The sequence below is a fragment of the Microbacterium sp. 71-36 genome (assembly GCF_001898305.1).
Taxonomy (GTDB): domain Bacteria; phylum Actinomycetota; class Actinomycetes; order Actinomycetales; family Microbacteriaceae; genus Microbacterium.
In genome coordinates this window covers 1713635-1737943 of the sequence record NZ_MKTP01000001.1, presented here as the reverse complement: position 1 = coordinate 1737943, position 24309 = coordinate 1713635, and the positions used below count along the sequence as shown (strand labels likewise).

18 protein-coding genes are annotated in these 24309 nt (G+C 72.2%); 15 read left to right on the top strand and 3 right to left on the bottom strand.

Features of this window, described 5'->3' with window-relative positions:
* Positions 1-39 precede the first annotated feature (39 nt).
* Genes BGO45_RS08230 through BGO45_RS08210 form a run of 5 tightly spaced genes read left to right on the top strand, consistent with a single transcriptional unit; the run spans position 40 to position 4123 of the window.
* A complete protein-coding gene (locus tag BGO45_RS08230) occupies positions 40-639 on the top strand; it encodes a biotin transporter BioY (RefSeq protein ID WP_292692576.1) in 600 nt (199 codons plus the stop codon).
* The gene (locus BGO45_RS08225; RefSeq protein WP_292692574.1) at positions 636-1754 is read left to right on the top strand and encodes a class I adenylate-forming enzyme family protein; all 1119 of its coding nucleotides are present in this window, start codon (positions 636-638) and stop codon (positions 1752-1754) included. The genes BGO45_RS08230 and BGO45_RS08225 overlap by 4 nt, the downstream gene beginning before the upstream one ends.
* Positions 1747-2847 carry a thiolase family protein gene (locus tag BGO45_RS08220; protein WP_292692571.1) on the top strand — a complete coding sequence of 367 codons (1101 nt, stop codon included), beginning with the start codon at positions 1747-1749 and terminating at the stop codon, positions 2845-2847. Before BGO45_RS08225 ends, BGO45_RS08220 begins: the two co-directional genes overlap by 8 nt.
* Complete coding sequence (locus tag BGO45_RS08215; protein ID WP_292692569.1) at positions 2844-3533, top strand: energy-coupling factor ABC transporter ATP-binding protein; 690 nt, start codon at positions 2844-2846, stop codon at positions 3531-3533. The genes BGO45_RS08220 and BGO45_RS08215 overlap by 4 nt, the downstream gene beginning before the upstream one ends.
* Complete coding sequence (locus tag BGO45_RS08210) at positions 3527-4123, top strand: energy-coupling factor transporter transmembrane component T (protein WP_292692568.1); 597 nt, start codon at positions 3527-3529, stop codon at positions 4121-4123. The genes BGO45_RS08215 and BGO45_RS08210 overlap by 7 nt, the downstream gene beginning before the upstream one ends.
* A gap of 153 nt (positions 4124-4276) precedes the next feature.
* On the opposite strand, the gene cofE is transcribed toward BGO45_RS08210, so the two are convergent.
* Together cofE and BGO45_RS08200 are read right to left on the bottom strand one after the other, a co-directional pair.
* Positions 4277-5035 carry a coenzyme F420-0:L-glutamate ligase gene (cofE, locus tag BGO45_RS08205; protein ID WP_292692567.1) on the bottom strand — a complete coding sequence of 253 codons (759 nt, stop codon included), beginning with the start codon at positions 5033-5035 and terminating at the stop codon, positions 4277-4279.
* A 1-nt stretch (position 5036) separates the two neighbouring features.
* Positions 5037-5543, bottom strand: coding sequence for a GNAT family N-acetyltransferase (locus BGO45_RS08200; RefSeq protein WP_292692565.1), 507 nt, complete (start codon positions 5541-5543; stop codon positions 5037-5039).
* Between the two features lie 156 nt (positions 5544-5699).
* Between BGO45_RS08200 and BGO45_RS08195 the strand changes: the two genes are divergently transcribed.
* Together BGO45_RS08195 and BGO45_RS08190 are read left to right on the top strand one after the other, a co-directional pair.
* On the top strand, positions 5700-5879 hold the full coding sequence (locus BGO45_RS08195) for a hypothetical protein (RefSeq protein ID WP_292692563.1): 180 nt from the start codon (positions 5700-5702) through the stop codon (positions 5877-5879).
* A gap of 23 nt (positions 5880-5902) precedes the next feature.
* Positions 5903-6463 (top strand): thioesterase family protein, encoded by a 561-nt coding sequence (locus tag BGO45_RS08190; protein WP_292692561.1) that lies wholly within the window; start codon positions 5903-5905, stop codon positions 6461-6463.
* A 66-nt stretch (positions 6464-6529) separates the two neighbouring features.
* Here the strand turns inward: BGO45_RS08190 and BGO45_RS08185 are convergent, their stop codons facing one another.
* On the bottom strand, positions 6530-7519 hold the full coding sequence (locus BGO45_RS08185) for an acetylxylan esterase (protein ID WP_292692558.1): 990 nt from the start codon (positions 7517-7519) through the stop codon (positions 6530-6532).
* 252 nt (positions 7520-7771) lie between these two features.
* On the opposite strand from BGO45_RS08185, the gene BGO45_RS08180 reads away from it, so the two are divergent.
* The 8 genes from BGO45_RS08180 (at position 7772) to BGO45_RS08145 (ending at position 24270) form a co-directional block, all read left to right on the top strand.
* Positions 7772-13276 (top strand): alpha-L-arabinofuranosidase C-terminal domain-containing protein, encoded by a 5505-nt coding sequence (locus BGO45_RS08180; RefSeq protein ID WP_292692929.1) that lies wholly within the window; start codon positions 7772-7774, stop codon positions 13274-13276.
* Positions 13277-13392: 116 nt separating this feature from the next.
* Positions 13393-17007 carry a proline dehydrogenase family protein gene (locus BGO45_RS08175; RefSeq protein ID WP_292692556.1) on the top strand — a complete coding sequence of 1205 codons (3615 nt, stop codon included), beginning with the start codon at positions 13393-13395 and terminating at the stop codon, positions 17005-17007.
* Between the two features lie 141 nt (positions 17008-17148).
* Positions 17149-18159 carry a LacI family DNA-binding transcriptional regulator gene (locus BGO45_RS08170; protein ID WP_292692554.1) on the top strand — a complete coding sequence of 337 codons (1011 nt, stop codon included), beginning with the start codon at positions 17149-17151 and terminating at the stop codon, positions 18157-18159.
* A gap of 134 nt (positions 18160-18293) precedes the next feature.
* Positions 18294-19556, top strand: a complete 1263-nt coding sequence (locus tag BGO45_RS08165; RefSeq protein WP_292692551.1) for an ABC transporter substrate-binding protein — start codon at positions 18294-18296, stop codon at positions 19554-19556.
* 76 nt (positions 19557-19632) lie between these two features.
* Positions 19633-20595, top strand: a complete 963-nt coding sequence (locus BGO45_RS08160) for a carbohydrate ABC transporter permease (RefSeq protein ID WP_292692548.1) — start codon at positions 19633-19635, stop codon at positions 20593-20595.
* On the top strand, positions 20592-21485 hold the full coding sequence (locus tag BGO45_RS08155; protein WP_292692547.1) for a carbohydrate ABC transporter permease: 894 nt from the start codon (positions 20592-20594) through the stop codon (positions 21483-21485). The genes BGO45_RS08160 and BGO45_RS08155 overlap by 4 nt, the downstream gene beginning before the upstream one ends.
* Positions 21486-21496: 11 nt before the next feature.
* Positions 21497-22753 carry a family 1 glycosylhydrolase gene (locus BGO45_RS08150; RefSeq protein ID WP_292692545.1) on the top strand — a complete coding sequence of 419 codons (1257 nt, stop codon included), beginning with the start codon at positions 21497-21499 and terminating at the stop codon, positions 22751-22753.
* Complete coding sequence (locus BGO45_RS08145) at positions 22750-24270, top strand: alpha-N-arabinofuranosidase (protein WP_292692542.1); 1521 nt, start codon at positions 22750-22752, stop codon at positions 24268-24270. The genes BGO45_RS08150 and BGO45_RS08145 overlap by 4 nt, the downstream gene beginning before the upstream one ends.
* Positions 24271-24309: the final 39 nt, after the last annotated feature.

Sequence of the window (24309 nt, the reverse complement as noted above, 5' to 3'; positions counted from 1 at the left end):
AACATCGTTCAGGTGAACGCTGTTCAGGTAAGGACCGTCATGACCTCTCGCACCCCGGATGCCACCGACCTCGCGCGCGTGGCCGTCTTCGCCGCGCTCATCGCGGTCCTCGGGCTTCCCGGCAGCCTGTCCCTCACCGGGGGCGTGCCGATCACGCTCCAGACGTTGGGCGTCATGCTCGCGGGCGCGGTCCTCGGACCGTGGCTCGGCGCGCTGTCGGTGACGGTCCTGCTCGCGCTCGTCGCCGTCGGACTGCCGCTGCTGGCCGGCGGGCGCGGCGGCTTCGCGGTGTTCCTCGGTCCGTCCGCGGGCTACGCGCTCGGCTGGATCCTCGGTGCGATCGTCGTCGGGCTCATCGTGCACGCCGGAGGCCGCCGCCCGGTCTGGTGGCGCACCGCGATCGCGATGGTCGCCGGAGGGATCGTGGCGATCTACGCCCTTGGCATCCCGGTCCAGAGCCTCGTGACCCGTCTGCCCCTCGCCGAGACCGCGCTGACGAGCAGCCTGTTCCTGCCCGGCGATCTGATCAAGGCGGCCATCGCGACGGTCGTCGTGACGCTGCTGGTGCGGGCGTATCCGCGCGGCTTCCGCCGTCAGTGGCGCGCGACCACCCCGGAACCGGCCACCGTCGCCGCGTGATCACGGTCGTCGACGGCGACCGGCCCGACCTGCTCGCCCGCCTCGCCGAGCTGCGGACCGCCGGTGCGGTGTCGCTCGTGACCGACCCGCGGTGGTCGGCCGAGCAGTCCGCCGCCGTCGAGCGGGCGGTCGAGCGCGCCGAGGTGCCCGATGACACCGCGTGGGCGGCGCTCACCTCGGGCAGCAGCGGCGCCCCGCGGATCGTGCTGCGCACGGCCGACTCGTGGGTGAGGTCGTTCGCCGCGGTGGCGACGCTGCTCGGCGCCGGCCCCGACGACGTGATCGCTCTCCCCGCCCCTCCCGCCGCGTCCCTCACGCTGTTCTCGCTCGCCCACGCCCTCGCGGGCGGCCCCCGACCCGCGCGCGCGGACCTCTCGGACGCCACGTGCTTCCACGGCACCCCCGAGGCGCTGCGCGCACTGCTCGAGCGCGGAGTCCCCGATTCGCTGCGCGCCGCGCTGGTGGGCGGATCGGCCCTCGACCCCGGCCTGCGTGCTCGCGCCGAGGTCGCCGGCATCCGTGTCGTGTCCTACTACGGAGCGGCCGAGCTCTCGTTCGTCGCGGTCGACCACGGAGACGGACTGCGCGCGTTCCCCGGTGCCGACATCGAGGTGCGCGACGGAGAGGTGTGGGTGCGGTCGGCGTTCCTGGCATCCGGTTACCTGGGTGCCGGCGGACCCCTGCGACGTGACGGTGCGTGGGCGAGCGTCGGCGACCGCGGCGAACTGCGCGACGGACGCCTCGTGCTGGGCGGGCGCGCCGACGACGCGATCCTCACGGCGTCGGCGACGGTGATCCCCGACGAGGTGGAGCGGGCGCTGCGATCGATCCCCGCGGTGCGCGACGCGGTCGTGTTCGGGATGCCACAGCCCCGTGTCGGCGCCCTCGTCGCCGCGTTCGTCGAGCTCGACGGCGTACCCGGTCGGGGCGCGTCCGTGGGCGGTGCCGTTCCCGAGCCCGTGCGCGAAGCCGCCGCGCGCCTGCTCGGCCCCGCGCACCGGCCGCGTCGCTGGGTGGTGGGCACGCTCCCGCGGACGTCGTCGGGCAAGCCCGCCCGCGCCGACGCCGCCCGTCTCGCGACCGAGCTGCTCGAGGGGGCGACCCGCGATGACTGACCCCGTGATCGTCACCGCCCGTCGCACGCCGCTCGCTCTGCGCGGACGCGCGCTCGCCGGCGCCGACGTCGGCGTGCTCGGGGGTGCGGTGGTGGCCGCGGTCGTCGCCGACGCCGGCCTCGCGCACGGCGGAGGCATCGCCGACGTGGTGCTCGGCAACTGCGTCGGACCGGGCGGGAACCCCGGGCGCATCGCCGCGCTCGCCGCCGGGCTCGGTCCCGCGGTTCCGGGCGGCACCGTCGACCGTCAGTGCGGGAGCGGCCTCGCGGCGATCCTGGATGCCGCGGCCGCGGTCCGCGTCGACGGCAGGCCGCGCGTGGCCGGGGGAGTCGAGAGCGCCTCCACGGCACCCGAGCGTCGCCGCGACGGCGTCGCCTACACGCGGGCGCCGTTCGCCCCGCCCGGGTTCGCCGACCCCGACATGCTGCGCGCGGCCGAGGACCTCGCCGCGCACGACGGGATCGACCGCGCACGTCAGGAGGCGCATGCGGCCCGCAGCCACCTCCGCGCTGCGGCCGCGGTCGCGGCGGGACGCTTCGACGCCGAGATCGTGGCGGTCGGTGCCGCGCGACGCGACGACGCGATCTCGCCGCATGCCGGCGTTCGGGAACGGCTGCCCGCGCTGTTCCCCGGCGGCACGGTCACGGCGGGGACGTCCACCCGGATCGGCGACGGTGCGGCCGCGGTCCTCGTGGCCGCGTCCGGACCCGGGCTCGCGATCCGCGCCGGTGCCGTGGTCGGCGTCGACCCGGCCCTGCCGGGCATCGGCGCCGCACCGGCGATCGAGGCCGTGCTCGCCGCGTCGGGGGTGTCGCTGCGCGACGTCGCGGCGATCGAGCTCGTGGAGGCGTTCGCCGCCCAGAGCATCGGCGTGCTGTCGCGACTGCGGCTCGCCGACGACGACCCTCGCGTGTGCGCCGACGGCGGTGCCCTCGCCCTCGGCCACCCGTGGGGAGCCAGCGGCGCCGTCGCCGTCGTGCGCCTGTTCTCGCGCCTGGTGCGTGGCGGGGCGCCGGCCGGCACGATCGGTGTCGCCGCGGCATCCATCGGCGGGGGGATGGGTGTGGCCGCGCTCGTCGAGGTGGTCCGATGACGTCGGTGCTGCGCTGCCGCGACCTGACCGTGCGCCTCGACGGACGCGCGGTGCTGCGCGGCATCGACCTCGATCTCGACGCCCGCACGATCGCGGTCGTCGGAGACAACGGTTCGGGGAAGTCCACGTTCGCGCGCGTCGTCGCCGGGCTCATCCGTCGGGATGCCGGAGACCTCGCCGTGCGGGGACTGGACCCCGACCGGGATGCCGCCGAGCTCGGCCGCCGCGTCGCGCTGGTGCTGAGCAACCCCGATGCGCAGATCGTGATGCCGGTGGTCGCCGACGACGTCGGGTTCTCGTTGCGCGCGGAGCGTCTGCCCAGAGCGGAACGCGCCGAGCGGGTGGCGCGCGCCCTCGCGCGGTTCGGTCTCACCGACCTCGCCGAACGGCCGGCGCACGACCTGTCCGGCGGGCAGAAGCAGCTGCTCGCGCTGTGCGGCGCGTTCGTCCGCGAACCGGACCTCGTCGTCGCGGACGAACCCACCGCGTACCTCGACGCGCGCAACGCCCGCCGCGTCGCGGATCACCTCCTCGCCGACACCGGTCACGCGCTGCTCCTCGTCACCCACGACCTCGCCCTCGCGCGACGCTGCGACGCCGCCGTGCTGTTCGCCGACGGTGTCGTGAGCGCCGCGGGCGTGGCATCCGAGGTCATCGACGTCTACGAGAGGGCCCTGCGGTGCTGAGCCTGTATCGCCCCGGCGACGGGATCCTGCACCGCATGCCGGCGGGCCCCAAGATGCTGCTGCTCGCGGTCGTCGCGGTCGCGTTGGCGGCCCTGCCCACGGCCGCGTGGGTTGCTGCCGTGTGCGCCCTCGCCGTCGTCCTCGCCTACGTCGTGTCGGGAATCGGCGTGCGCGAGCTGGGGCGGCAGGTGTGGGGGCTCCGCTGGATCCTCGCGATCACCGTGGTCGGGCAGCTGATCTTCCTCGGCCCCGAACCCGCCCTGGCGAACACGGCGCGCGTCGCGGCGGCGCTCCTCGTCGCGGCTCTGCTGCCGCTCACCACGCGCGTCGACGACATGCTCGACGCCCTCGAGCGCGGCCTCGGTCCGCTGCGGAGGATCGGGGTGGATGCCGAGCGCGCCGCACTCCTCTTGGCGGTCACCATCACGACGATCCCGGTCCTCGCGCGACTGGCCGCCGAGGTGCGCGAGGCGCAGCGCGCCCGCGGCGCGCGCCCGTCGCTGCGCGCGGGGATCATCCCGTTCGTCGTGCTGTCGCTCCGTCACGCCGACCAGCTCGGCGAGGCTCTCGCCGCCCGCGGCGTCCGCTGACCGCGGGCCCGGGCCCAGGCGCACCTCGATCGCGGCTGCGTCAGGCTCGGGCCGCCCGTTGAGTGTCCAGGACACGCGGATGCCGCGCGACCCGGTCCGCGTGTCTTGGACACTGAATCCGCTGAGCGCCGTCTGCGCGGCGCGGATCGCCGGTCAGTCGGCGGCGGCGCGCCCCGCGGCGAAGCCCGCCGCGTAGGCCTCGTCGGAACCCAGGGCGAACATGTCGCGCTCCGCGGGGCGCACGATCGAGCGGGCGCCGGGGAGGTCGAGGTCGCCGACCAGGTCGCCGCGGCCGCGCACCACGGCGACCGGCAGGCGCGCGGCCTTCCCCTTGACCAGATCGCACGCCGCGGCGAGTTCGTCGGCGACGCACGGCAGCGTCACGACGAGGGGGCGGCCCTCGGCATCCGTCGTCCCTCGGAGGTCCTCGAACACCTGCACCCCCGCGGCGCCGATCGCGTGGTCGGTCTGGCCCTCGCGCCACGCGCGGCCGAGCGTGTCGGTGATGAGCACGCCCACGTGCGCGCCCGTGGCCACCCGCAGCCCTGCGGCGAGTTCGCGGGCCGACGCGTCGGGATCTTCGGGCAGCAGCAGCACGGTGCCCTCGGGGGTGTTGCTGGCGTCGACCCCTGCCGCGGCGGAGACGATCCCGAGACGGTTCTCGACGATGCGCGTCACGTGACCGGCGGGGGAGGTGCGGGATGCCACGAGCCGGACGGTTTCGCGGGTGATCGCGTCCTCGCGGTCGTCGGCGTGCAGGATCCGGCCCTCGGCCTTCGACACGATCTTGCTGGTGACCACGACGATGTCGCCGTCGCGCAGCGAGTCGCGTGCGGCATCCCGGATCACCTCGACCAGGTCGGTGCCCGGCGAGATCTCACCGATACCGGTGAGGGCCCAGATCTGCAGCACGTCAGCGGACGAAGCGCACCTCGGTGAGCTCCTCACCGAGGAAGGGCTCCACGTGCGAGGCGCCGTCGAGCGCGAAACCGTTGCGCGCGTAGAAGCGGTGCGCGCGGGGGTTGTCCTCCGCGACCCACAGGTACAGCTCTTCGCCCTCGTCGACGGCGGCGTCGAAGAGCTGCTGGCCGATGCCGGTCCCGTGGAACTGGTCGAGCAGGTAGATGAAGTACAGCTCGCGCGCGCGCGGGGCGTCGTCCTCGCGGGCCGGGCCCGAGCCGACGAAGCCGACGATCTCGCCGTCGACGAGGGCCGCGCGCATGCGGTAGTCCTCGCCCTGGGCGGCCCAGTGGGTCCACAGCTCGGCCATGCGCTTGGGGGACACCGCCTCGAGAGCGGCGGTGCTGATCAGGTGGTCGTACGTCTCGTGCCAGCACGTGGCGTGCACGCGGCCGAGGGCCTCGGCATCCACATCGCGTACCGGACGGACGACGATGTCGGCTCGGGTTTCCGCAGTCATGGCGTGACTCTACGCGGCCCTTCCGCCACCCGGAAATCGAACGCGGACGGCCCCGAGATGCGCTAGGAGCCCGGGAACCTGCCAGGCTCGCGTGCCACGATCCCCGGCGCGATCGCGCGTCCCGCCCTCACGTCGGGATGCGCTGACCTGCGATTCTTGCGCCACCCGCGCCGGTGGCTCACCGCGATTGTGGCGGTCGCGGTCGACGCGTCGAAGCTGTCGTCGTGGTTCCTGCTGATGGTCGTCTCGGTCGTCCTCGTCACCTGGGTGTGTCCGCCGCGCGAGCCCGACCCCATCGAATTGTCGGCAGTGGACAAAGGAATCGCCGTTCCGTAGGGAGATCGCTACGCTCGCCCGTCGTGAACGTCCTCTGGCGAACCCTGCTCGTCCTCTTCCGTGCCCGGCGCCGGCTGCGTCGTGAGGGCCCTCTGGACCCGAACACGGTCGGACGGATGCGACTGCGCGTGCTGCCCACCGACATTGATCTGCTCCGTCACCTCAACAACGGGCGGTACCTGTCGCTGTTCGACCTGGGGCGCTGGGATCTGCTGACGCGGACCGGACTCGCCGGCGCGATGACCGCGCGCAGCTGGTACGCCGTGGTCGCAGCCGAGACCATCACCTTCCGTCGATCGCTCGAGCTGTGGCAGCGGTTCGAGCTCGAGACGCGTCTGCTCGGACACGACGACCGCGCGGTCTACCTCGAACACCGGGCGGTCGTCGACGGCGAGATCTTCGCGCGGGCGATCATCCGTGCCCGCATCCTCCGACGCTCCGGCGGAACCGTGCCGCACGAGGAGCTGTTCGCCGCGGTCGGGCGCCCCGAGGGTGTTCCCGACGTCGAGCCGTGGGTGCACGAGTGGGCCGCCGCCTCGGCGCTGCCCTCGACGAAGCGACCCGCGCCCAGCGACTGGCGCTGAGCCTTCTGCGCGTGAATTGCCACGATTTGTCGCCTCCGGCGCGGCCGGGCGACGAATCGGGGCAATTCAGGCGCCCGAGGCGACCCCGAAACGCGCGTCGAGCCACGCCACCTGACGGGCCCAGTGCCGTGAGCCGCCGCCCTCGTGGCCGTTGTACGGGTAGACCTCGATCGCGGCATCCTCGGATGCCAGCGCGTGGAACGCCGCGAACACCCCCGACGGCAGGACGATGTCGTCCATCAGCGCGACCGAGAAGAACGCCGGCACGCGGATCCGTCGGGCGAGGATCGCGCCGTCGATGTGCGACAGGGTGTGCAGCGCCGCGGCGGTGTCGTCGCGGTGGATCGACAGCCACCGCGTGATCTCGGTGAACGGCGGCGAGGGGGTGCGGACGATCGCGTTCGGGATGTCGCACAGGAACGGCACGTCCGGCAGGAGCGCGGCCACCGCGTCGCCCGACAGCGCCGCCGCGGCGATCGCCAGCGCGCCGCCCTGGCTGCCCCCGGTGACGGCGATGCGCGTGGCATCCACTCCGGGAAGCTCGCGGACCACGTCGACCAGGCGCGCGGCGTCGGTGTAGAGCCGGCGGTAGTAGTACTCGCGCGGGTCGTGGATGCCGCGGGTCATGACCCCTGGGTAGGCCGCGGTGGATCCGTGGGGGTCGGGGGTATCGCCGATGCTCCAGCCCGAGCCCTGGCCGCGGGTGTCCATGATGACGTGGACGTATCCGGCGGCGGCCCACGCGATCTTGTCGCCGGGGAGGCCGCGGCCGCCGCCGTAGCCGATGAACTCGACGACCGCCGGGAGCGGACCATCGCCGTGCGGCCGCACGACCCAGCCGCGGATCTCGTCGCCGGCATACCCGCTGAAGCGCAGGTCCTGCACCGACAGCGCCCGGACCGGACCGTCGACGAGGGTGAGCGTCGCGGGACGGGCCGCGGCGCGGGCCTCGGCGAGCGTGTCGGCCCAGAACGCGTCCAAGCCGTCGGGCTCGACGAGCTCCGGACGGTACTCGCGGAGGAGCTCGAGGGGCATGTCGGTGAAGGTCTGAGCCATGGGGTCTCCAGGGTCGGGGCGAATCGACAGTAGCGAACGACGACCGGACCGGGGAGCACGGCTCGACATCCCCGTCACGTGGCAAGCAGCGTGTGAAGCCTCACATTCCCGACTTGGGAGCGATACCACGCTGATTCAGTGTTGACAGCAACGCTCATCGACCTCAAAGATGATGCAAAAGTGAGCGCTAACATTTCGAGCGCGCTCGGCCGGCCCCCGCCGGACCACCCATCGTCGAGGAGGACGATCTTGGTGCTGTCACGCCCCCGAACCCCCGAGTCCGCGCGCGGGAGGACCCTCCGTCGCGCCGGTTCCGTCCTGGCCGCCGCCGCCGTCGTCCTGAGCGGGCTCGTTCCGGCGATGGGGGCGGCCGCGGCACCGCTGCCCACGCCTCTGGCGTCGTACGACTTCGGTGCCACGTCAGGGACGGCGGTCCCCGACGCCTCGGGTCACGGTCACGACGCGACGATCCGCGGCGCGGGATTCACCGTCGACGGCGACAAGCTCTCGCTCCCCGGCGGCGCGGCGGGGTCGAACGCCGCTTACGTCGAACTGCCCACCGGGCTCTTCGACGGCCGCAGCACGGTCACCGTCTCCGCCTGGCTGCAGGACCGCACCGGCGCCGGCAACCAGGCCGCGATGTTCTTCGGCACCACCGAGAACCTCCCGCAGCAGTACTGGCTGCTGAACCCCGCGAACCCCGCCGGGCGGGTGAAGTCCGTCCTCACCGACGGCCCGCGCATCTCGCAGCCGTGGACCCTCGAGCGCGGAATCTCGCCGACCGACGGCGCCCGCGGTGTCGCCGGTCCCGCCGCGACCGACGCATGGGCGCTGTACACGACGGTCATCACGCCGACCTCGATCACCGCGTACCTCGACGGCACGAAGCTCGGCACCGTGGCATCCACCCGGACCGTCGCCGATTTCGGGACGGGACTCGTCGCGTACATCGGCAAGTCGTCATACCCCGACCGGATCTGGAAGGGCGGCGTCCGCGACGTCGCGATCTACGACTCCGCCCTCACCGACGACGACGTCAAAGCCCTCGTCGCCGAGGGCACGCCCTCGAACCAGCAGGACGTGGATGCCGCGGCCGCGGCTCTCGCGATCCCCGGTGCCGACGATGTGCGTGGCAACGTGAGCCTGCCCACGGCGGGCGCGAACGGAACCACCGTCGCCTGGGCGTCGTCGGACCCCTCGGTCGTCACGGCGACCGGTGAGGTGACGCGTCCGGCGCACGGCGACCCGGCGAAGACCGTCGAGGTCACCGCGACCGTCGGCAAGGGCTCGAGCTCGACCGCCCGCACCTTCTCCCTCGTCGTGCAGCCGCTCCCGGAGAAGCAGGAACTGGGCGCCTACTTCTTCCCCTTCTTCACCGGTGAGAGCACGACCACCGACGACGAGATCTCGTTCGCGACGTCGCGGGGGAACGACCCCAAGAGCTGGCTGACCCTCAACGACGGCAAGCCCGTCCTCACCTCCGACCAGGGCGAAGAGGGCATCCGCGATCCGTTCGTGCTGCGCTCTCCCGACGGCGACCGCTTCTACATGCTGTCCACCGACCTGAACATGTTCGACCGCTACAACGGCGACTTCGGTCGTGCGCAGGAGGTCGGCAGCCGCAAGCTCAACGTCTGGCAGTCCGACGACCTCGTGACCTGGAGCCCGCTGCGCCAGATCACGGTGTCGAGCGCCCTCGCCGGCAACACCTGGGCGCCCGAGGCCACGTGGGACGCGGACCGCGGCGAGTACGTCGTCTACTGGGCCTCGAACCTGTACCCGAGCGCCTCGACCGACGGCCGCCGCGCCGCCGACAGCTACAACCGCATGATGATGGTCACGACCCGTGACTTCGTCACGTTCAGCGAGCCGCAGCCGTGGGTCGACGTCAAGCGCGGTGCGGGCAAGGGCACGATCGACGCCACCGTCGTGCGCGACGGCGACGTGTACTACCGCTTCCTCAAGGACGAGGCATCCATGACCGTCCGTCAGGAGCGCTCCACCGACCTCACCGCGACCGTGACCGGTTCGCTCCCCACGACGAGCTCCACCCCCGGGTGGCAGCTCGTGAAGGAGCAGATCGGCGTCGGCCAGCCCAACCCCTGGGGCGGCACGTTCACCAACGGCGAGGGCCCGACGGTGTTCGCCGACAACGCCGAGGCCGGCCATTGGTACATGCTCATCGACCAGCCGAGCTACCACGGCGGCCAGGGCTACATGATGTTCGAGACCCGCGACATCGCGTCGGGGAACTGGACCTCGGTCCCGGATGCCGAGCTCCCGAGCCGCCCCCGCCACGGGACGGTCCTGCCGATCAGCGTCGCCGAGCAGCAGCGCCTGAACGCCGCATACCCGACCGACGAGACCGCGGAATACTCGATCACCGCCGACCCGTCGAAGGACGGCGCCGAGATCGCGGACGAGATGTACGGCGTGTTCTTCGAGGACATCAACAACGCCGCGGACGGCGGGCTCTACGCCGAACTCGTGCGCAACCGATCGTTCGAGTTCCTCCCCGTCGACAACCGCGACTTCACCGGCATGACCGCGTGGACGCCCGTCGGCGTCGGCGGCGGAAAGGGCACGGCGAAGCCTGTCAACGACGCATCGCGCATGAACGACCGCAACCGCACGTACCTGCAGCTCGACCTGAACAGCTCCGGGGCCGGCACGTTCGGCGTCGAGAACGCGGGCTTCGACACCGGCATCGCGCTCACCGCGGGCGGGCTGTACGACGTGTCGTTCTGGGGTCGCACGACGGCGCCGGCGGGGACCCCGGTCTCGATCGCGCTGCGTTCGGCCGACGGCACGGCGCTCTCCGATGCCCTCACGGCCACGGTGGCCGGCGACGGGTGGGTGAAGTACACCGGCACCGTCACGGCGACCGCGACGACCGACAGTGCCCGTCTGCTCGTGCAGGCCGGCGGCGCGGCCACCCTGCGCCTCGACGAGGTGTCGCTCTTCCCGCGCGACACGTTCAAGGGGCACGCGAACGGCCTCCGCAAGGACATCGCGCAGAAGATCGCCGACCTGCACCCGAAGTTCGTGCGCTTCCCCGGCGGCTGCATCGTGAACGTCAACAGCCACGAGGACTACTCCGCGGCATCCGGCTACCAGCGTGCCCGGTCGTACCAGTGGAAGGACAGCGTCGGACCCGTCGAGACCCGCGCGACCAACGCCAACTTCTGGGGCTACAACCAGTCGCTGGGCCTGGGGTACTACGAGTACTTCCAGTTCGCGGAGGACATCGGCGCCAAGCCCGTGCCCGACGTGCCGGCGCTCCTCAACGGCTGCGGACAGGGTCTCCAGCAGACCGACCCCGCGCTGCTCCAGCGCCACATCCAGGACACGCTCGACCTCATCGAATTCGCCAACGGCGGCGTCGACACGACGTGGGGCAAGCTCCGCGCCGACATGGGCCACCCCGCTCCCTTCGGTCTCGACCGCATCGAGATCGGCAACGAGGAGAACTACCCCGAGGCGTTCATCGCGAACTTCGTGAAGTTCCGGGATGCCATCAAGACGAAGTACCCCGACATGATCCTGATCAGCAACTCGGGTCCGGATGCCGAGGGCGCGAACTTCGAGAAGCACTGGGCGCAGAACCGGGCAGAGAACGTCGACATGGTCGACGAGCACTACTACCGCGACCCCTCGTGGTTCCTCTCGCACAACCTCCGGTACGACTCCTACGACCGGAACGGCCCGAAGGTGTGGATCGGCGAGTACGCCTCGCGCGACAACCGGTTCTTCAACGCGCTGTCGGAGGCGGCCTACATGACCGGCCTCGAGCGCAACGCCGACGTCGTGAAGATGGCGTCCTACGCGCCGCTCCTCGCGGACCAGAGCAGCACGCAGTGGCGGCCCGACCTGATCTGGTTCGACCGCGACCAGGTGTGGGGCTCGGCGAACTACGAGGTGCAGAAGCTGTTCATGACCAACACGGGCGACCGCGTCGTGCCCACCACGGCCGACGGAGACCTGGCATCCACGGGTCTCGCCGGATCGGTCGGGCTGTCGACCTGGAGCACGTCGGCGCGCTACGACGACGTGAAGGTCACCGACCCGGACGGGAAGACGCTCTTCGCGGACGACTTCTCCGACAAGAACGACGACGGCTGGACGAAGCTCGCGAACGCGGGATCGTGGTCGGCGGCCGACGGCAGCTACGTGCAGTCGTCGACGACGGCGAACAACACCCTCGTCGCGGGACCTGCGATCGACGCGACCGACTACGACGTCTCGCTGAAGGCCACCAAGCTCGCCGGCGCCGAGGGCTTCCTCGTGGGCTTCGGCGTGCAGGGATCGGCCGACTACCTGTGGTGGAACCTCGGCGGCTGGGGCAACACCCGCAGCGTCGTCGAGAAGGCCGTGGGCGGGGCGAAGTCGATCGTCACCGACACCGGGACGCCGCGCGTCGAGACCGGCCGCACCTACGACCTGCGCATCCAGGTGCGCGGCCCCGAGGTGACGCTCTTCGTCGACGGGCAGCAGGCCGGACGCTTCACCAACACCGCGGTCGAGCCCTTCGCCCAGGTGATGACGAAGGACGAGGCGACCGGTGACGTCATCCTCAAGGTCGTCAACGCGCAGGCCAAGGAGGCCGTCACGAAGGTCGACCTCGGCGGTCTGACGGTGCTGCCGGACGCGCAGATGACCGTGCTCGCCGCCGCCCCGGGCGCGGTGAACACCGCGGATGCCACACCGGTGGCGCCGAAGACGTCCGAGGTCACGGTGAGCGGGAGCTTCACGCGCACCTTCGCCCCGTACTCGGTGACGTTCCTGCGGATGCACACCCGGACGCCCGACACGCAGGCGCCGACCGTGACGGTCGCGACCTCGCCCGCCGCGCCCGACGGCGCGAACGGCTGGTTCGTGTCTCCCGTCGCGGTCACCGCGACCGCGATCGACGACGTCGACGCCGCCCCGCGGATCGAGGTCAGCACCGACGGCGGGTCCACGTGGGCCGCGTACAGCGGGGCGGTCACCCCGGCCGACGGCACGGCGAACCTCGTGTTCCGTGCCACGGACGCGACCGGCAACGTGTCGGCATCCGTTCCGGCGACGGTCCGGGTCGACCGTGCCGCCCCGACGGTGACGAGCGTCGTGGATGCCACGGCCCGTACGGTGCGCCTCACCGCCACCGACGCCGCCTCGGGAGTGGACCGCATCGAGTACCGGCTGGGCGACTCGGGGAGCTGGACCGCCGTGTCCGGCGCCGAGGCCGTCGTGACCGCCCCGGCGGGGTCCGTCACCGTCTCGTACCGCGCGGTCGACGTGGCCGGCAACATCGGTGGGATCGGCTCGGCCTCGGTCGGTGCCACCGCGGGCGACCCGACGCTGTCGGTGTCGGGCGACCTGGTCGCCGGTGGTTCGATCACCGTCACGGGCACCGGCTGGCCCACGGACGCCGACGGTCGGCTCGAGCTGCACTCGACCCCGATCGACCTCGGCGCGCTGCGCACCGACGGCGACGGGACGTTCCGCGTCACCGTGACGCTGCCGGCCGACGTCACCGCGGGAACGCACGAGCTGGTCGCGATCATCGGCGACGCGCAGGCGTCGGTGCCGGTCGAGATCCGCGCCGCGGCGACGCCCGGCACCACGCCGCCGACGACGAACGGACAGACGCCGGCCGCGAGCACGCCGCTCGCCGTCACCGGCGGGACGGTCTCGATCGCCGCGCTCGTGCTCGGTCTGCTCGCGCTCGTCGCGGGGGTCGCGATCCGTCGGCGCCGTCGCATCCGTCAGGACTGACGCGTCCGATCGGGAAGGACCTCGTCGCTGTGGCGGCGGGGTCCTTCCCGTGTGGATTCGCGGTCGCGCGGCGGGGCCGCCCGGGGCGCGCGGGGGCGGTGCCTAGGCTGTGGAGCATGAGCGAGAACGACCCGCACGCGCACGGTTCCCTGCTCTCCGCCGACGCGGTCGAGCGCGCCACGGCCCTGGCCGCGACCTTCACCGCCGCCGCCCCGACGCTCCCGTCGCCGCCGGCCTCCGCCGAGGTCGCGGCGTTCCTCGCGCGCGCCGCCGACGACATCCTGCGACCGGAGGGGACGTCGGCTCCCGCGGCCGCCCTGCATCGACTGGCCGGCGATGCCCCCGCGGCGCTGCCGTGGCGGGTGCGCGGTGCCGTCCACCTGGGCGGGGCGATCGCCCCCGTCCTGCCGACCCCGGCGGTGCCGCTCGCGCGCCGTGTCCTCTCCGAAGCCCTCTCGTCGCTGTCCCTCGATGCGCGCACCGATCGCCTCGGCACAGCCCTCGCCTCGCTCGGCTCCGACGCCGTCGCCGATCTGCGGCTCACGGCGCCGGACGTCCGCGGCGAGACGGCCGCACGGCACCGGCTCGACGGCATCCGCGCCCTCGTCGCCCGCGACGACGTCACCCGGGTCTCGGTCGCCGTGCGCGAAGTGGTCACCGGCCTCTCGCGGTGGGCCTTCGCAGCGGATGTCGAACACGCCGCGGAGCGGCTGCTGCCCTTGTTCCGGGATGCCGTCGGTGCGGCGACCCGCGTCACGCTCGTCGCCGAGGGTCGCGACGACCTCGACCTCACCGTCGCTGTCCTCACCCGCGTGCTCGAGGAGCCGAGTCTGCGCGCCGCCGACGCGGGCATCTCCCTGCCGATCGCCGTGCCCGAAACGCTCGGCGTCCTGCGGGAACTCGCCGCGTGGGCGCGCCTGCGGGTCGACGACGGCGGCGCGCCGCTCGCGGTGCGCCTCGACGACGCGATCCCGACCACCGACGACGCGCTCCGCGCGGCGCGTCACGGCTGGCGTGCCCCCGCGGCCACCGCGACCGCCGATCTCGACGCGCTCGCCGTCGTCGCCGTGCGCGAGGCCCTCGGCCGCCGCGCCACCGAAGGGTTGCGCGTCGACTTCGCGACCGGCGACCCGGTCCGCGCGGCGATCGTGCGGACCCTGGCCGACGCCGCCGACGTTCCGATCGACCTCGCCCTGCCCCTCGGCGTCGCGTGGAGCGTGGAGGGGGCGCACATCGTGCTCGCGCCGGTCGTGCACCCCGACGACGCCGATGCCGTGGTGGCGCCCCTCGCCGCCGCGGCGGCGGGGCGACGGGCGCCCGACGGCGAGGACGTCGAGGACCGGGTGGCGGCGGCCCTCGCGACCCCCGAGCCGGCGCCCGCCCCGCCGCGGGAGCCGCAGCGCGGAACCGTCCCGACGCCCCCGATCCTGCGCGAGCCGGCCACCGCCGACGCTGAGGAGCCGGGCCTGACGCAGGCCGTGCTGGGGATCGCCCGCGACGCCGCCCCCGGGGATACGCAGGCGCTCGGACCCGACGTCCAGCAGATGCTGTTCGGCGGACAGGCGTTCGTCGACACCGCCGTGTTCTCGGTCCGCGAGACCGCCGAGCTCTCCGGCGCAGCCCCCGGCTTCCGCAACACCCCGGCCGCCGATCCCGCCGTCGCCGCGGACCGTGCCTGGGTCCACGACGTCCTCGCCGCGGTCGGCGCCTCCACCGCGGGGGACGCCACGGCCGCCGCCGGCCGCATCGACGACGAAGCGGGTCTGGACGCCGTGATCTCACGGGTCCGCGACGCCGCCGCCGGGTGGGGGAGCCGCGCCGCCACCGACCGCGCCGCCGTGATCGACGCGGCGTCCCGCGCGCTCGCCGAACGCCGCGCGGAGCTGGTCGAGGTGCTGGCCTCGGAGGCGGGCGCGCTGTTCGCCGAAGCCGACGCCGAGGTCGACGAAGCCATCGACGCCGCCGCGTACTACGCCCTGACCGCGAAGGAGCTCGACCGTGTCGCCGGCGCGGTGTTCGTCCCCGACCGGGTCACCGTCGTCGCTCCGCGCTGGAATTCCTCGGTCGGCCTGTGCGCCGCCGAGACCCTCGCGGCGCTCGCCGCCGGCTCCGGCGTCGTCCTGACGCCGTCGCCGCGCGCGCGACGAGCCGGAGCCGTGGTCGCCGAGGCGCTGTGGGCGGCGGGGGTCCCGCGCGACGTCTTCGCCTACGTCGACCTGAACGAGGAGGCATCCGGTCGGGCGCTCCTGGTGCACCCAGGGGTGGATCGGGTGCTGCTCGCGGGCGCGCGGACGACCGCCGAGAGGTTCCTCGAGTGGCGGCCGAGCCTGCCCCTGCAGGCGCTGACGGCCGGACGCAACGCGGTGATCGTCGCCCCCTCGGCCGACCTCGACCGTGCCGTGGCCGATATCGTCGCCGGCGCCTTCTGCCGGGCCGGGCAGGCCGCGACCGCGTCGTCGCTGGTCATCCTCGTCGGCGCCGCCGCGCGCTCGACGCGGTTCCTGGAGCAGCTCAAGGACGCCGTGGGGTCGCTGCGCGTGGGCCCCGCCGACGACCCGCTCTCCGACGTCGGCCCGCTCGTCGAGGAACCCCAGGGCGAGGTGCGCCGCGCCCTCACGGTGCTCGCCGACGGAGAGCGCTGGCTCGTCGAGCCGCGCGAGCTCGACCTCGGCCCCGACACGGCGGGACGCTTCTGGACACCCGGTGTGCGCACGGGCGTCCACGCCGGCTCGCACCTGACGCGCACCGCCGTGGCGGCTCCGGTGCTCGGCATCCTGCATGCCCCCACGCTGGGCCGCGCGATCGAACTGCAGAATCTCGTCGGCTCCGGGTTCGTCGCCGGGCTCCACACCCGCGACGCCGCCGACCTCGATCTGTGGCTCGACACCGTCGACGCGGCCGTGCTGCGGGTGAACCGGCCCACCACCGGCGCCGTCGTGCAGCGCGAGCCGCTCGGTGGCTGGGGAGCGGCGGGCGTGGGTGCGGGCGCGATGTCGGGCGGCCCGAACCGTCTCGTCGCTCTCGGATCGTGGCGGCCGTCGGCCGGGGGACCCGCGTCGACCACGCTGCACCTGCGCGGCCTCGACACCCGCATCTCGACGCTCATCGAAGCGGCGCAGCCCACGCTCGACTACGCCGCGTTCGAGTGGCTGCGTCGGGGAGCGCTTTCCGACGCCGTCGCCTGGGACCGCGAGTTCGGGCGGGTGAAGGATGCCGCACGGGTCGGACTGGAGCGCAACCTGCTGCGCTACCGTCCCACCGACGTCGCCGTCCGCGCCACGGCCGACGCCCCGTGGCAGGCGGTGCTCCGCGTCCTGGTCGCGGCCGTGCGGTCGGGCTCGGACTTCAGCCTCAGCACGCCGGTCGGGCTCCCCGCCGCGGTCCGGCATCTGCTCGGGGAGAGCGCCGTGCCCGTCTCGGTCGAGACCGACGCGGAGTGGCTGCAACGCCTGGCGGGTGGCATCCCGGATGCCGATCCCGTCGCGGATGCGGTGGTCCCGGCGCCCGCGCGCCCGTCGCGCGTGCGCCTGATCGGGGCCGCCCCCACAGTGGAGGCGGAGCGCGTCGCGCTCGCCGAGGCGATCGGCGGCGACACCTCGGTGACGGTGTACTCCGGCGAGGTCACCACGGCCGGTCGCGTCGAGCTGCTGCCGTTCCTCCGGGAGCAGGCGATCTCGATCGAGGCGTTCCGCTTCGGCCGCCCCGACCCCTGGAGCGCCGAGGTCATCTGACGCGCGCCGGCGGGTGGCGCGGTGGCCGGTGCGTCGCGGCCGCGGGGCCGGCATCCAGGTCGCATGATCTCGGCGCGCGACCGCGCGGGTCTCTTGTCTGCAACGTTGTAGAGTCGGCGGACAGAGGTGGGGGAGGATGCCATGAGCGCAACGCTGCACGACGTGGCCCGCGCGGCCGGAGTGTCGATCAAGACGGTCTCGAACGTGATCAACAACTATCCGCACGTACGGTCGGCGACGCGTGAGCGGGTCGAGGCGGCGATCGACGAGCTGCAGTACCGACCCAACCAGGCGGCGCGGAGCCTTCGGTCCGGGCGCGCTGACATGATCGGGCTCATCGTCCCGGACCTGCGCAACCCGTACTTCGCGGAGTTGGCGGACGACGTCATGCGCGCGGCTCGCGCGCACGGCTTCTCGGTGCTCATCGAGCAGTTCGACGCCGAGCGCGACAGCGAGCTCGCGGCCTTGCGCGGCGCGCGGCGCCGCGGCCTGGACGGCGTGCTCTACTCGGTGCTCTCGCTCGGCGAGGACGACGCGGCTCTGCTCGACGAGGTCGGGATGCCGATGGTGCTGCTGGGCGAGCGGATCTTCCACTCCGCGCACGACCACGTGACGATGCGCAACACCGAAGCCGCGTACGCCGCGACGGCTCACCTGATCGCGGCGGGCCGGCGTCGCATCCTGGCGTTGGGGTCGCACCCCGGCGAGGTCGTCGGCTCGGCGGGGTTGCGTCTCCGCGGCTACGAGGCTGCTCTCGCCGAAGCGGGGCGCGAGCTCGATCCGCGCCTCGTCGTCCCGGTGGACCGATGGCACCGGGTCGACGGCGCCGAAGCCATGCGCGCCGTGCTGGACGCGGGAGTCGAGTTCGACGGGGTCGTCGGGTTCAACGACTCCCTCGCCCTCGGCGCGATGAGGGTGCTGTTGGAGCGGGGGGTCCGCATCCCCGAGGACGTCGCGATCGTCGGCTTCGACGACCTCGACGAGACGCGGTACTCGCTGCCCGCGTTGACGACGATCGACCCGGGTCGGTCGGAGATCGCCCGCGTGGCCGTGGATCTTCTGGTCGAACGCATCACGGGTGACGCCGAGGTCGCTCCGCGGGAGTTCCTGGCCGATTTCCACCTCGTGGAGCGCGAGTCCACGCGGCCCTGAACCCGGTGCTTGACAAGGCCCGCCCGGACGGGTGATCATCCATTTACAACGTTTACCTACATCGTTGTAAACAGCAGCGGCCCGGGAAACCGAGGCGTACCCGACGACGCAGTCACAGAAAGGCATCGAAGAAGATGATCAAGCGCACCGCAGCCGTCCTCGCGACGGTGGGGGCCACGGCTCTCGTCCTGGCGGGATGCTCCGGCTCCTCCGCCCCCGCCGATGCGGGTCCCGTCCCGATCACGTTCTGGCACGGCTACACCGAAGCCGACGGGAAGGTCCTCGACCAGATCGTCGCCGACTTCAACGCGTCGCAGGACACCTACGTCATCACGACCGAGACGAAGACGTGGGCGGTCATCGACGACACCCTGCTGCCGTCGCTCTCGTCGAAGCAGGGTCCCGACATCGTCGCGATGCCCGCGGAGCGCCTCCCGGTCTACGCCGACAAGGGGGCGTTCGCCGATCTGAGCGACTTCTACGGCTCGAGCGACAGCAACACCGCCGACCTGGTGTCGCAGGCGAAGGACATGGTCACCGTCAACGGCACCCCGTACGGTGTCCCGACCGGCTTCGTCCCCCTGGCGATGTTCTACAACAAGGCGCTCTTCGCCGCGGCGGGCATCACCGCGGCTCCCACCACGTGGGACGAATGGGTCGCGGATGCCAAGAAGCTCACCGTGGACGAGAACGGCGACGGCACCCCCGAGCAGTACGGTGTCGCGATCCCGGATCACGCCACGGTCGCGAACGGCCTGTGGCCCAGCCTGTTCCTCAGCGGCGGCGGCAACATCGTCGACGGCGGCACCACGGCGGTCATCGATTCGCCGGAGAACGCCGCCACGCTGAAGTACTGGACCGACGCGATCACCCAGGACAAGATCTCGCCGACCGGACTCGACGGCATCGCCGCCGACAAGCTCTTCAGCTCCGGCAAGGCGGCCATGCACGTCGGCGGTCCGTGGATGGCATCCATCGCCACGGACAACAACATCGACTACGGCATCGCCGCGATCCCGGCCGGCCCCGCCGAGCAGGCGGCCTCGGCGATCGGGGTCTCGATGGGCGTCACCGCCCAGGCCGACGACGCGAAGAAGGCCGGTGCGGAGGCGTTCTTCTCGTACTTCTTCCAGAAGGACGTCGCGACGAAGTGGTCGCTCGGTTCGGGCTGGCCTCCGCTGCGCACCGACATCCCCCTCAGCGACGTCTCGTCGAACCCCGTCGTCGCCTCGCTGAGCGAGATCGCGTCCACCGGTCGCGCGCTGCTCCCCGGCGTCGTCAACAGCGTCGACGTGCTCACCGACGTCGACGAGCTCACGCAGAAGGCCGTCTCGGGCGGCGACGTGACCGCCCTCCTCACGACCGCGCAGGACAAGATCCAGCAGGCCATCGGGTGACTCACGACACGGGAGGGGCGCCCGCGCCGCCCCTCCCGTGTCCTCTCCCCCAGACGCCCCACGAACAGGAATCGCCATGACCACGCAAGCCCCGGGAGCGCGGACCCGCCGCCCCGGCGCGTACCGGCCGCCCGCTCCCCTCGGCGGCCGCGGATCGCTCCGCCACAGCCCCCGTCACCGACTCACGGTGATCGCCTTCCTCACCCCGGCGATCGTCATCCTCACGGTCTTCGTCGCCTGGCCGATGATCTCGGCCCTCCGGCTGTCGTTCACCGACGCGAGCGGGTTCGGCCGGGAGAAGTTCGTCGGCCTCGACAACTACGTCCGCGTCTTCACCGACGGCGACATCGTTCGAGCCATGGGGAACACCGCCGTCTACGCCGTGCTGTTCACCCCCGTGGCGATCGCCCTCGCGCTGGCCTTCGCTCTGCTGCTGAACAACCCGCTGCTTCCGTTGCGCGGCGTCTTCCGCACCGCCCTGTTCACGCCGTTCATCGTGTCGCTCGCCGTCGCCGCGTTCGCGTGGTCGTACCTGCTCGACCCGCAGGTGGGCCTGCTCAACCACTGGCTGCGGGCCGTCGGCATCCAACTCGGCAACGTCCTGCAGGATCCGAACCTCGCGATGCCCGCCGTGGTGCTCGTGGCCGTATGGAAGAGCTTCGGCTTCTACATGGTGATCTTCCTTGCGGGCCTTCAGGACATCCCGACGAGCCTCTACGAAGCGGCGCGCGTGGACGGGGCGTCGGCACTCCAGCGGTTCTGGAGCATCACCCTGCCGATGCTCTCCAACACCCTCGGATTCGTGGTCATCGTCGCGCTCATCGCCGCGCTGCAGGCCTTCGACCAGATCTACGTCATGACCGGCGGCGGCCCCTACGGCAGCACCCAGACCATCGTCATGGAGATCTACCAGTCGGGATTCCGAAAGCTCGACCTCGGATTCGCGTCCGCCCTGTCGTACGTGCTCCTGCTCATCACGCTGGTGCTGAGCCTCGCCCAGTTCCTCTTCTTCTCACGTCGAGAGAAGGATGCCGCATGACCGCCCTCGCCTCCGCGCCCGCCGCCACGGCATCCCCCCGTCCGCCCCGTCGGCGTTCGCCTCAGGCCCGCCGCCGCACACTCGTGTCGATCGCTCTGCTCGTCATCGTCGGGATCGCGACGCTGGCCCTGATGCTGCCGATCCTCATCATCGTCTTCACCGCCTTCAAGCCGATCGCGGAGGTCAACGCCTACCCGCCGACGCTGCTGCCGGGGCAGTGGACGCTCGACAACTTCACGCGGATCTTCACCGACCTGCCGTTCGCGCGGCTGATCCTCAACAGCTTCATCTTCGCCGGTGGCGTCACAGCCTTCGCGCTGGTGTTCGACTCCCTCGCGGCCTATGCGCTCGCGCGGCTGGACTTCCGGGGCAGTCGCGTGCTGCTGATCGCGATCATCGCGAGCCTCATGATCCCGTTCCAGGCGACGCTCATCCCGATCTACCAGTTGGTCTCCGACCTCGGCTGGGTGAACTCGTACGCCGGGCTGATCGCGCCCCGGGCGGCGGACGCGTTCGGCATCTTCTTCCTCCGCCAGTTCTTCCTGTCCCTGCCGCGCGATCTCGACAACGCGGCGCGCATCGACGGCGCGAGCGAGTTCCGCATCTTCCGCAGCATCGTGCTGCCGAACGCGGTGCCCGCGCTGCTCACACTCGGGATCTTCACGTTCGTGAACAACTGGAACGACCTGCTGTGGCCGCTCGTCTTCACCACCCAGTCGGAGATGGGAACGGTGACGTCGGGCCTCACGCTGCTGACCGGACCGGGCGGGATCATCCCGCAGGGCGTGATGATGGCGGGCTCCCTGATCGCCCTGCTGCCGCTGGCGATCCTCTTCCTGCTGATCCAGAGACGCTTCGTCGAGAGCGTCGGAACGTCGGGCCTGAAATGAACGAGGAACGGATGCCGAACACCCCCTGGTACCGCGACGGTCGCCTGCACTTCGGTGCGGGGATCGAGAACACCTTCGTCCCGCAGGAGCGGCCGGGGGAGCGCGCGATCGACGAGTACGCCCTCACCGAGCACTACGAGCAGTGGAGCGACGACCTCGACCTCGCGGTGTCCGTCGACGCGGAGTTCCTCCGCTGGGGGATCCCGTGGCACGTGGTGTCACCCGAGCCCGGCCTCTGGGACTGGTCCTGGACGGACCGCGTCCTCGAGGGCTTCGCCGAGCGCGGCCTGCGCCCCATCGTCGACCTGCTGCACTACGGCACGCCGACGTGGATCGAGGGGGAGTTCGCCCACCCCGACTACCCGTCGTTCGTCGCGGAGTACGCCGCCCGCGCGGCGGAGCGCTACCGCGGTCTCGCCACGGACTACACCCCGGTCAACGAGCCGATGCTGCACTCGCTGTTCAGCGGCGAGTACGGGTACTGGCCGCCGTACCGCACCGGCGAGGGCGGCCTCGTCGAGATCGCGACGGCGATCGCGCGCGGCTTCGTGGGCACGCAGCGCGCCGTCGCCGACGTCCTCGGTGAGACCGCGACGTTCGTGCACGTGGATGCCTCGATGAGGTACGCCGGCGACGTCGACGCGCCCGAGCATCGGGAGAACGCCCACCGCTACGCGCATCAGGCATTCCTCGTGGAGGACCTCGTGACGGGCCGGGTGGGCGAAGGACACCCGCTCCTCCCGCTGCTGCGCGCACACGGCGTCGGCGACGACGAACTCGCCTGGTTCGCCGAGAGCGCGGTGCAGCCGGACGTCATGGGGGTGAACTACTACCCCCGACACTCCACCGAGCTGTTCGAGTCCGGCATCCATCACGGGGGAGGCTTCGCCGACCCGCGGCCGACGCGCGACGACGGGGTCGACGGGATGGTCGAGATGCTGCGCACGTACGCGAACCGCTACGGTGCGCCGGTCATGCTCGCCGAGACGTGCGTCACCGACGACGTGCCCACGCGGCTGGCGTGGCTCGATGCGTCGGTCGCCGCGGTCGAGGGGCTTCGCGCCGACGGCGTCGACGTCGTCGGGTACACGTGGTGGCCGCTGTTCGACATGTACGAGTGGACCTACCGCCACAGCGATCTGCCCCGCTCCGCACACCTTCTGACCATGGGCCTCCACGACCTCGTGGAGACCCCCACCACCCTGGCGCGCCGGCGCAACCCGGTCGCCGACCGATTCGCCGCACACGCATCCCGAGGAGCACGATGACCACCGCCCGCCTGACCGTCGACCCCCGCTTCCCCATCGGGGCCGTGCGGCGCCGCCTCTTCGGCGGCTTCGTCGAGCACCTCGGACGCCACGTCTACGACGGCATCTACGAACCCGGTCACCCCGAGGCCGACGAGCAGGGGTTCCGTCGCGACGTCCTCGAGCTCGTCCGCGAGCTGGGCGTGTCGATGATCCGCTACCCCGGCGGCAACTTCGTCTCGGGCTTCCGCTGGGAGGACAGCGTCGGGCCGCGCGAGCAGCGCCCGCGTCGCCTCGATCTCGCGTGGCACTCCACCGAGACGAACGAGGTCGGGCTCCACGAGTTCTCCGACTGGCTCGAGAAGGCCGGGAGCGAGCTGATGCTCGCGGTCAACCTCGGCACGCGGGGGACGCTCGAGGCGATCGACCTGCTCGAGTACAGCAACCTCCCCGGCGGCACCGCCCTGTCGCAGCAGCGCATCGACAACGGTCGCGAGGCCCCGTTCGACGTGCGTGTCTGGTGCCTCGGCAACGAGATGGACGGCCCCTGGCAGCTCGGCCACCGCTCCGCCGACGACTACGGCAAGCTCGCCGCGCAGACCGCGAAGGGCATGCGCCAGCTGGACCCGTCCATCGAACTCGTGGTGTGCGGATCGTCGGGTGCGCAGATGCCGACGTTCGGCGAGTGGGAGCGCGTCGTGCTCACGCACACGTACGACGAGGTCGACATGATCTCGTGCCACGCGTACTACCAGGAGCACGACGGCGACATCGACTCTTTCCTCGCCTCGTCGGTCGACACCGGCCGCTTCATCGAGGCCGTCGTCGCGACCGCCGACCACGTCGGGGCGGTGCGCGGCAGCGACAAGAGGATCGACATCTCGTTCGACGAGTGGAACATCTGGTACCAGACGCGGTTCCACGACGTCGATCAGCTCAGCGGCATCGACAACTGGCCCGTTGCTCCGCGCCTGCTCGAGGACGTGTATTCGGCGGTGGATGCCGTGGTCTTCGGCAGCCTCATGATCTCGCTGCTCGCGCACGCCGACCGTGTGGCATCCGCGTCTCTCGCTCAGCTCGTGAACGTGATCGCACCGATCATGACGGAGCCCGGCGGACCCGCCTGGCGCCAGACGACGTTCTACCCGTTCTCGATCACGTCCCGGCTGGCGCGCGGCGAGGCCCTGCGCGTGCAGATCGAGGCGGGCACGATCGACACGGCGAAGCACGGCACGGTCTCGGCGGTGGATGCCGTGGCGACCCACGACGCCGAGACGGGGGAGGCCGCGGTCTTCCTCGTGTACCGCGGGCGACACGAACCCGTCGAGGTCGCGATCGACGTCACGGGCTTCGGCGACGTCGAGCTGGTCGAGACGCACGTGCTGCACGACGACGACCCGTACGCGAGCAACACCCTCGAGCATCCGGACCGCGTGCAGCCCCGCGCACTGGAGGGGGCGAAGGTCGAGGACGGCGTCCTGCGCGTGACCCTGCCGCCGATCGCGTGGGCCGCGTTGGCGCTGCGCCGCGTCGGCTGAAACGCACGAGAACGCCCCTGCCTCGCGGAATCACGCGAG

What these genes read in the sequence shown, in the direction of transcription:
- BGO45_RS08230 (WP_292692576.1), top strand. Translation starts at nt 40, where the DNA reads ATGACCTCTCGCACCCCGGATGCCACCGACCTCGCGCGCGTGGCCGTC.
- BGO45_RS08220 (WP_292692571.1), top strand. Translation starts at nt 1,747, where the DNA reads ATGACTGACCCCGTGATCGTCACCGCCCGTCGCACGCCGCTCGCTCTG.
- BGO45_RS08215 (WP_292692569.1), top strand. Translation starts at nt 2,844, where the DNA reads ATGACGTCGGTGCTGCGCTGCCGCGACCTGACCGTGCGCCTCGACGGA.
- BGO45_RS08200 (WP_292692565.1), bottom strand. Translation starts at nt 5,543, where the DNA reads ATGACTGCGGAAACCCGAGCCGACATCGTCGTCCGTCCGGTACGCGAT.
- BGO45_RS08185 (WP_292692558.1), bottom strand. Translation starts at nt 7,519, where the DNA reads ATGGCTCAGACCTTCACCGACATGCCCCTCGAGCTCCTCCGCGAGTAC.
- BGO45_RS08175 (WP_292692556.1), top strand. Translation starts at nt 13,393, where the DNA reads ATGAGCGAGAACGACCCGCACGCGCACGGTTCCCTGCTCTCCGCCGAC.
- BGO45_RS08170 (WP_292692554.1), top strand. Translation starts at nt 17,149, where the DNA reads ATGAGCGCAACGCTGCACGACGTGGCCCGCGCGGCCGGAGTGTCGATC.
- BGO45_RS08165 (WP_292692551.1), top strand. Translation starts at nt 18,294, where the DNA reads ATGATCAAGCGCACCGCAGCCGTCCTCGCGACGGTGGGGGCCACGGCT.
- BGO45_RS08160 (WP_292692548.1), top strand. Translation starts at nt 19,633, where the DNA reads ATGACCACGCAAGCCCCGGGAGCGCGGACCCGCCGCCCCGGCGCGTAC.
- BGO45_RS08155 (WP_292692547.1), top strand. Translation starts at nt 20,592, where the DNA reads ATGACCGCCCTCGCCTCCGCGCCCGCCGCCACGGCATCCCCCCGTCCG.
- BGO45_RS08150 (WP_292692545.1), top strand. Translation starts at nt 21,497, where the DNA reads ATGCCGAACACCCCCTGGTACCGCGACGGTCGCCTGCACTTCGGTGCG.
- BGO45_RS08145 (WP_292692542.1), top strand. Translation starts at nt 22,750, where the DNA reads ATGACCACCGCCCGCCTGACCGTCGACCCCCGCTTCCCCATCGGGGCC.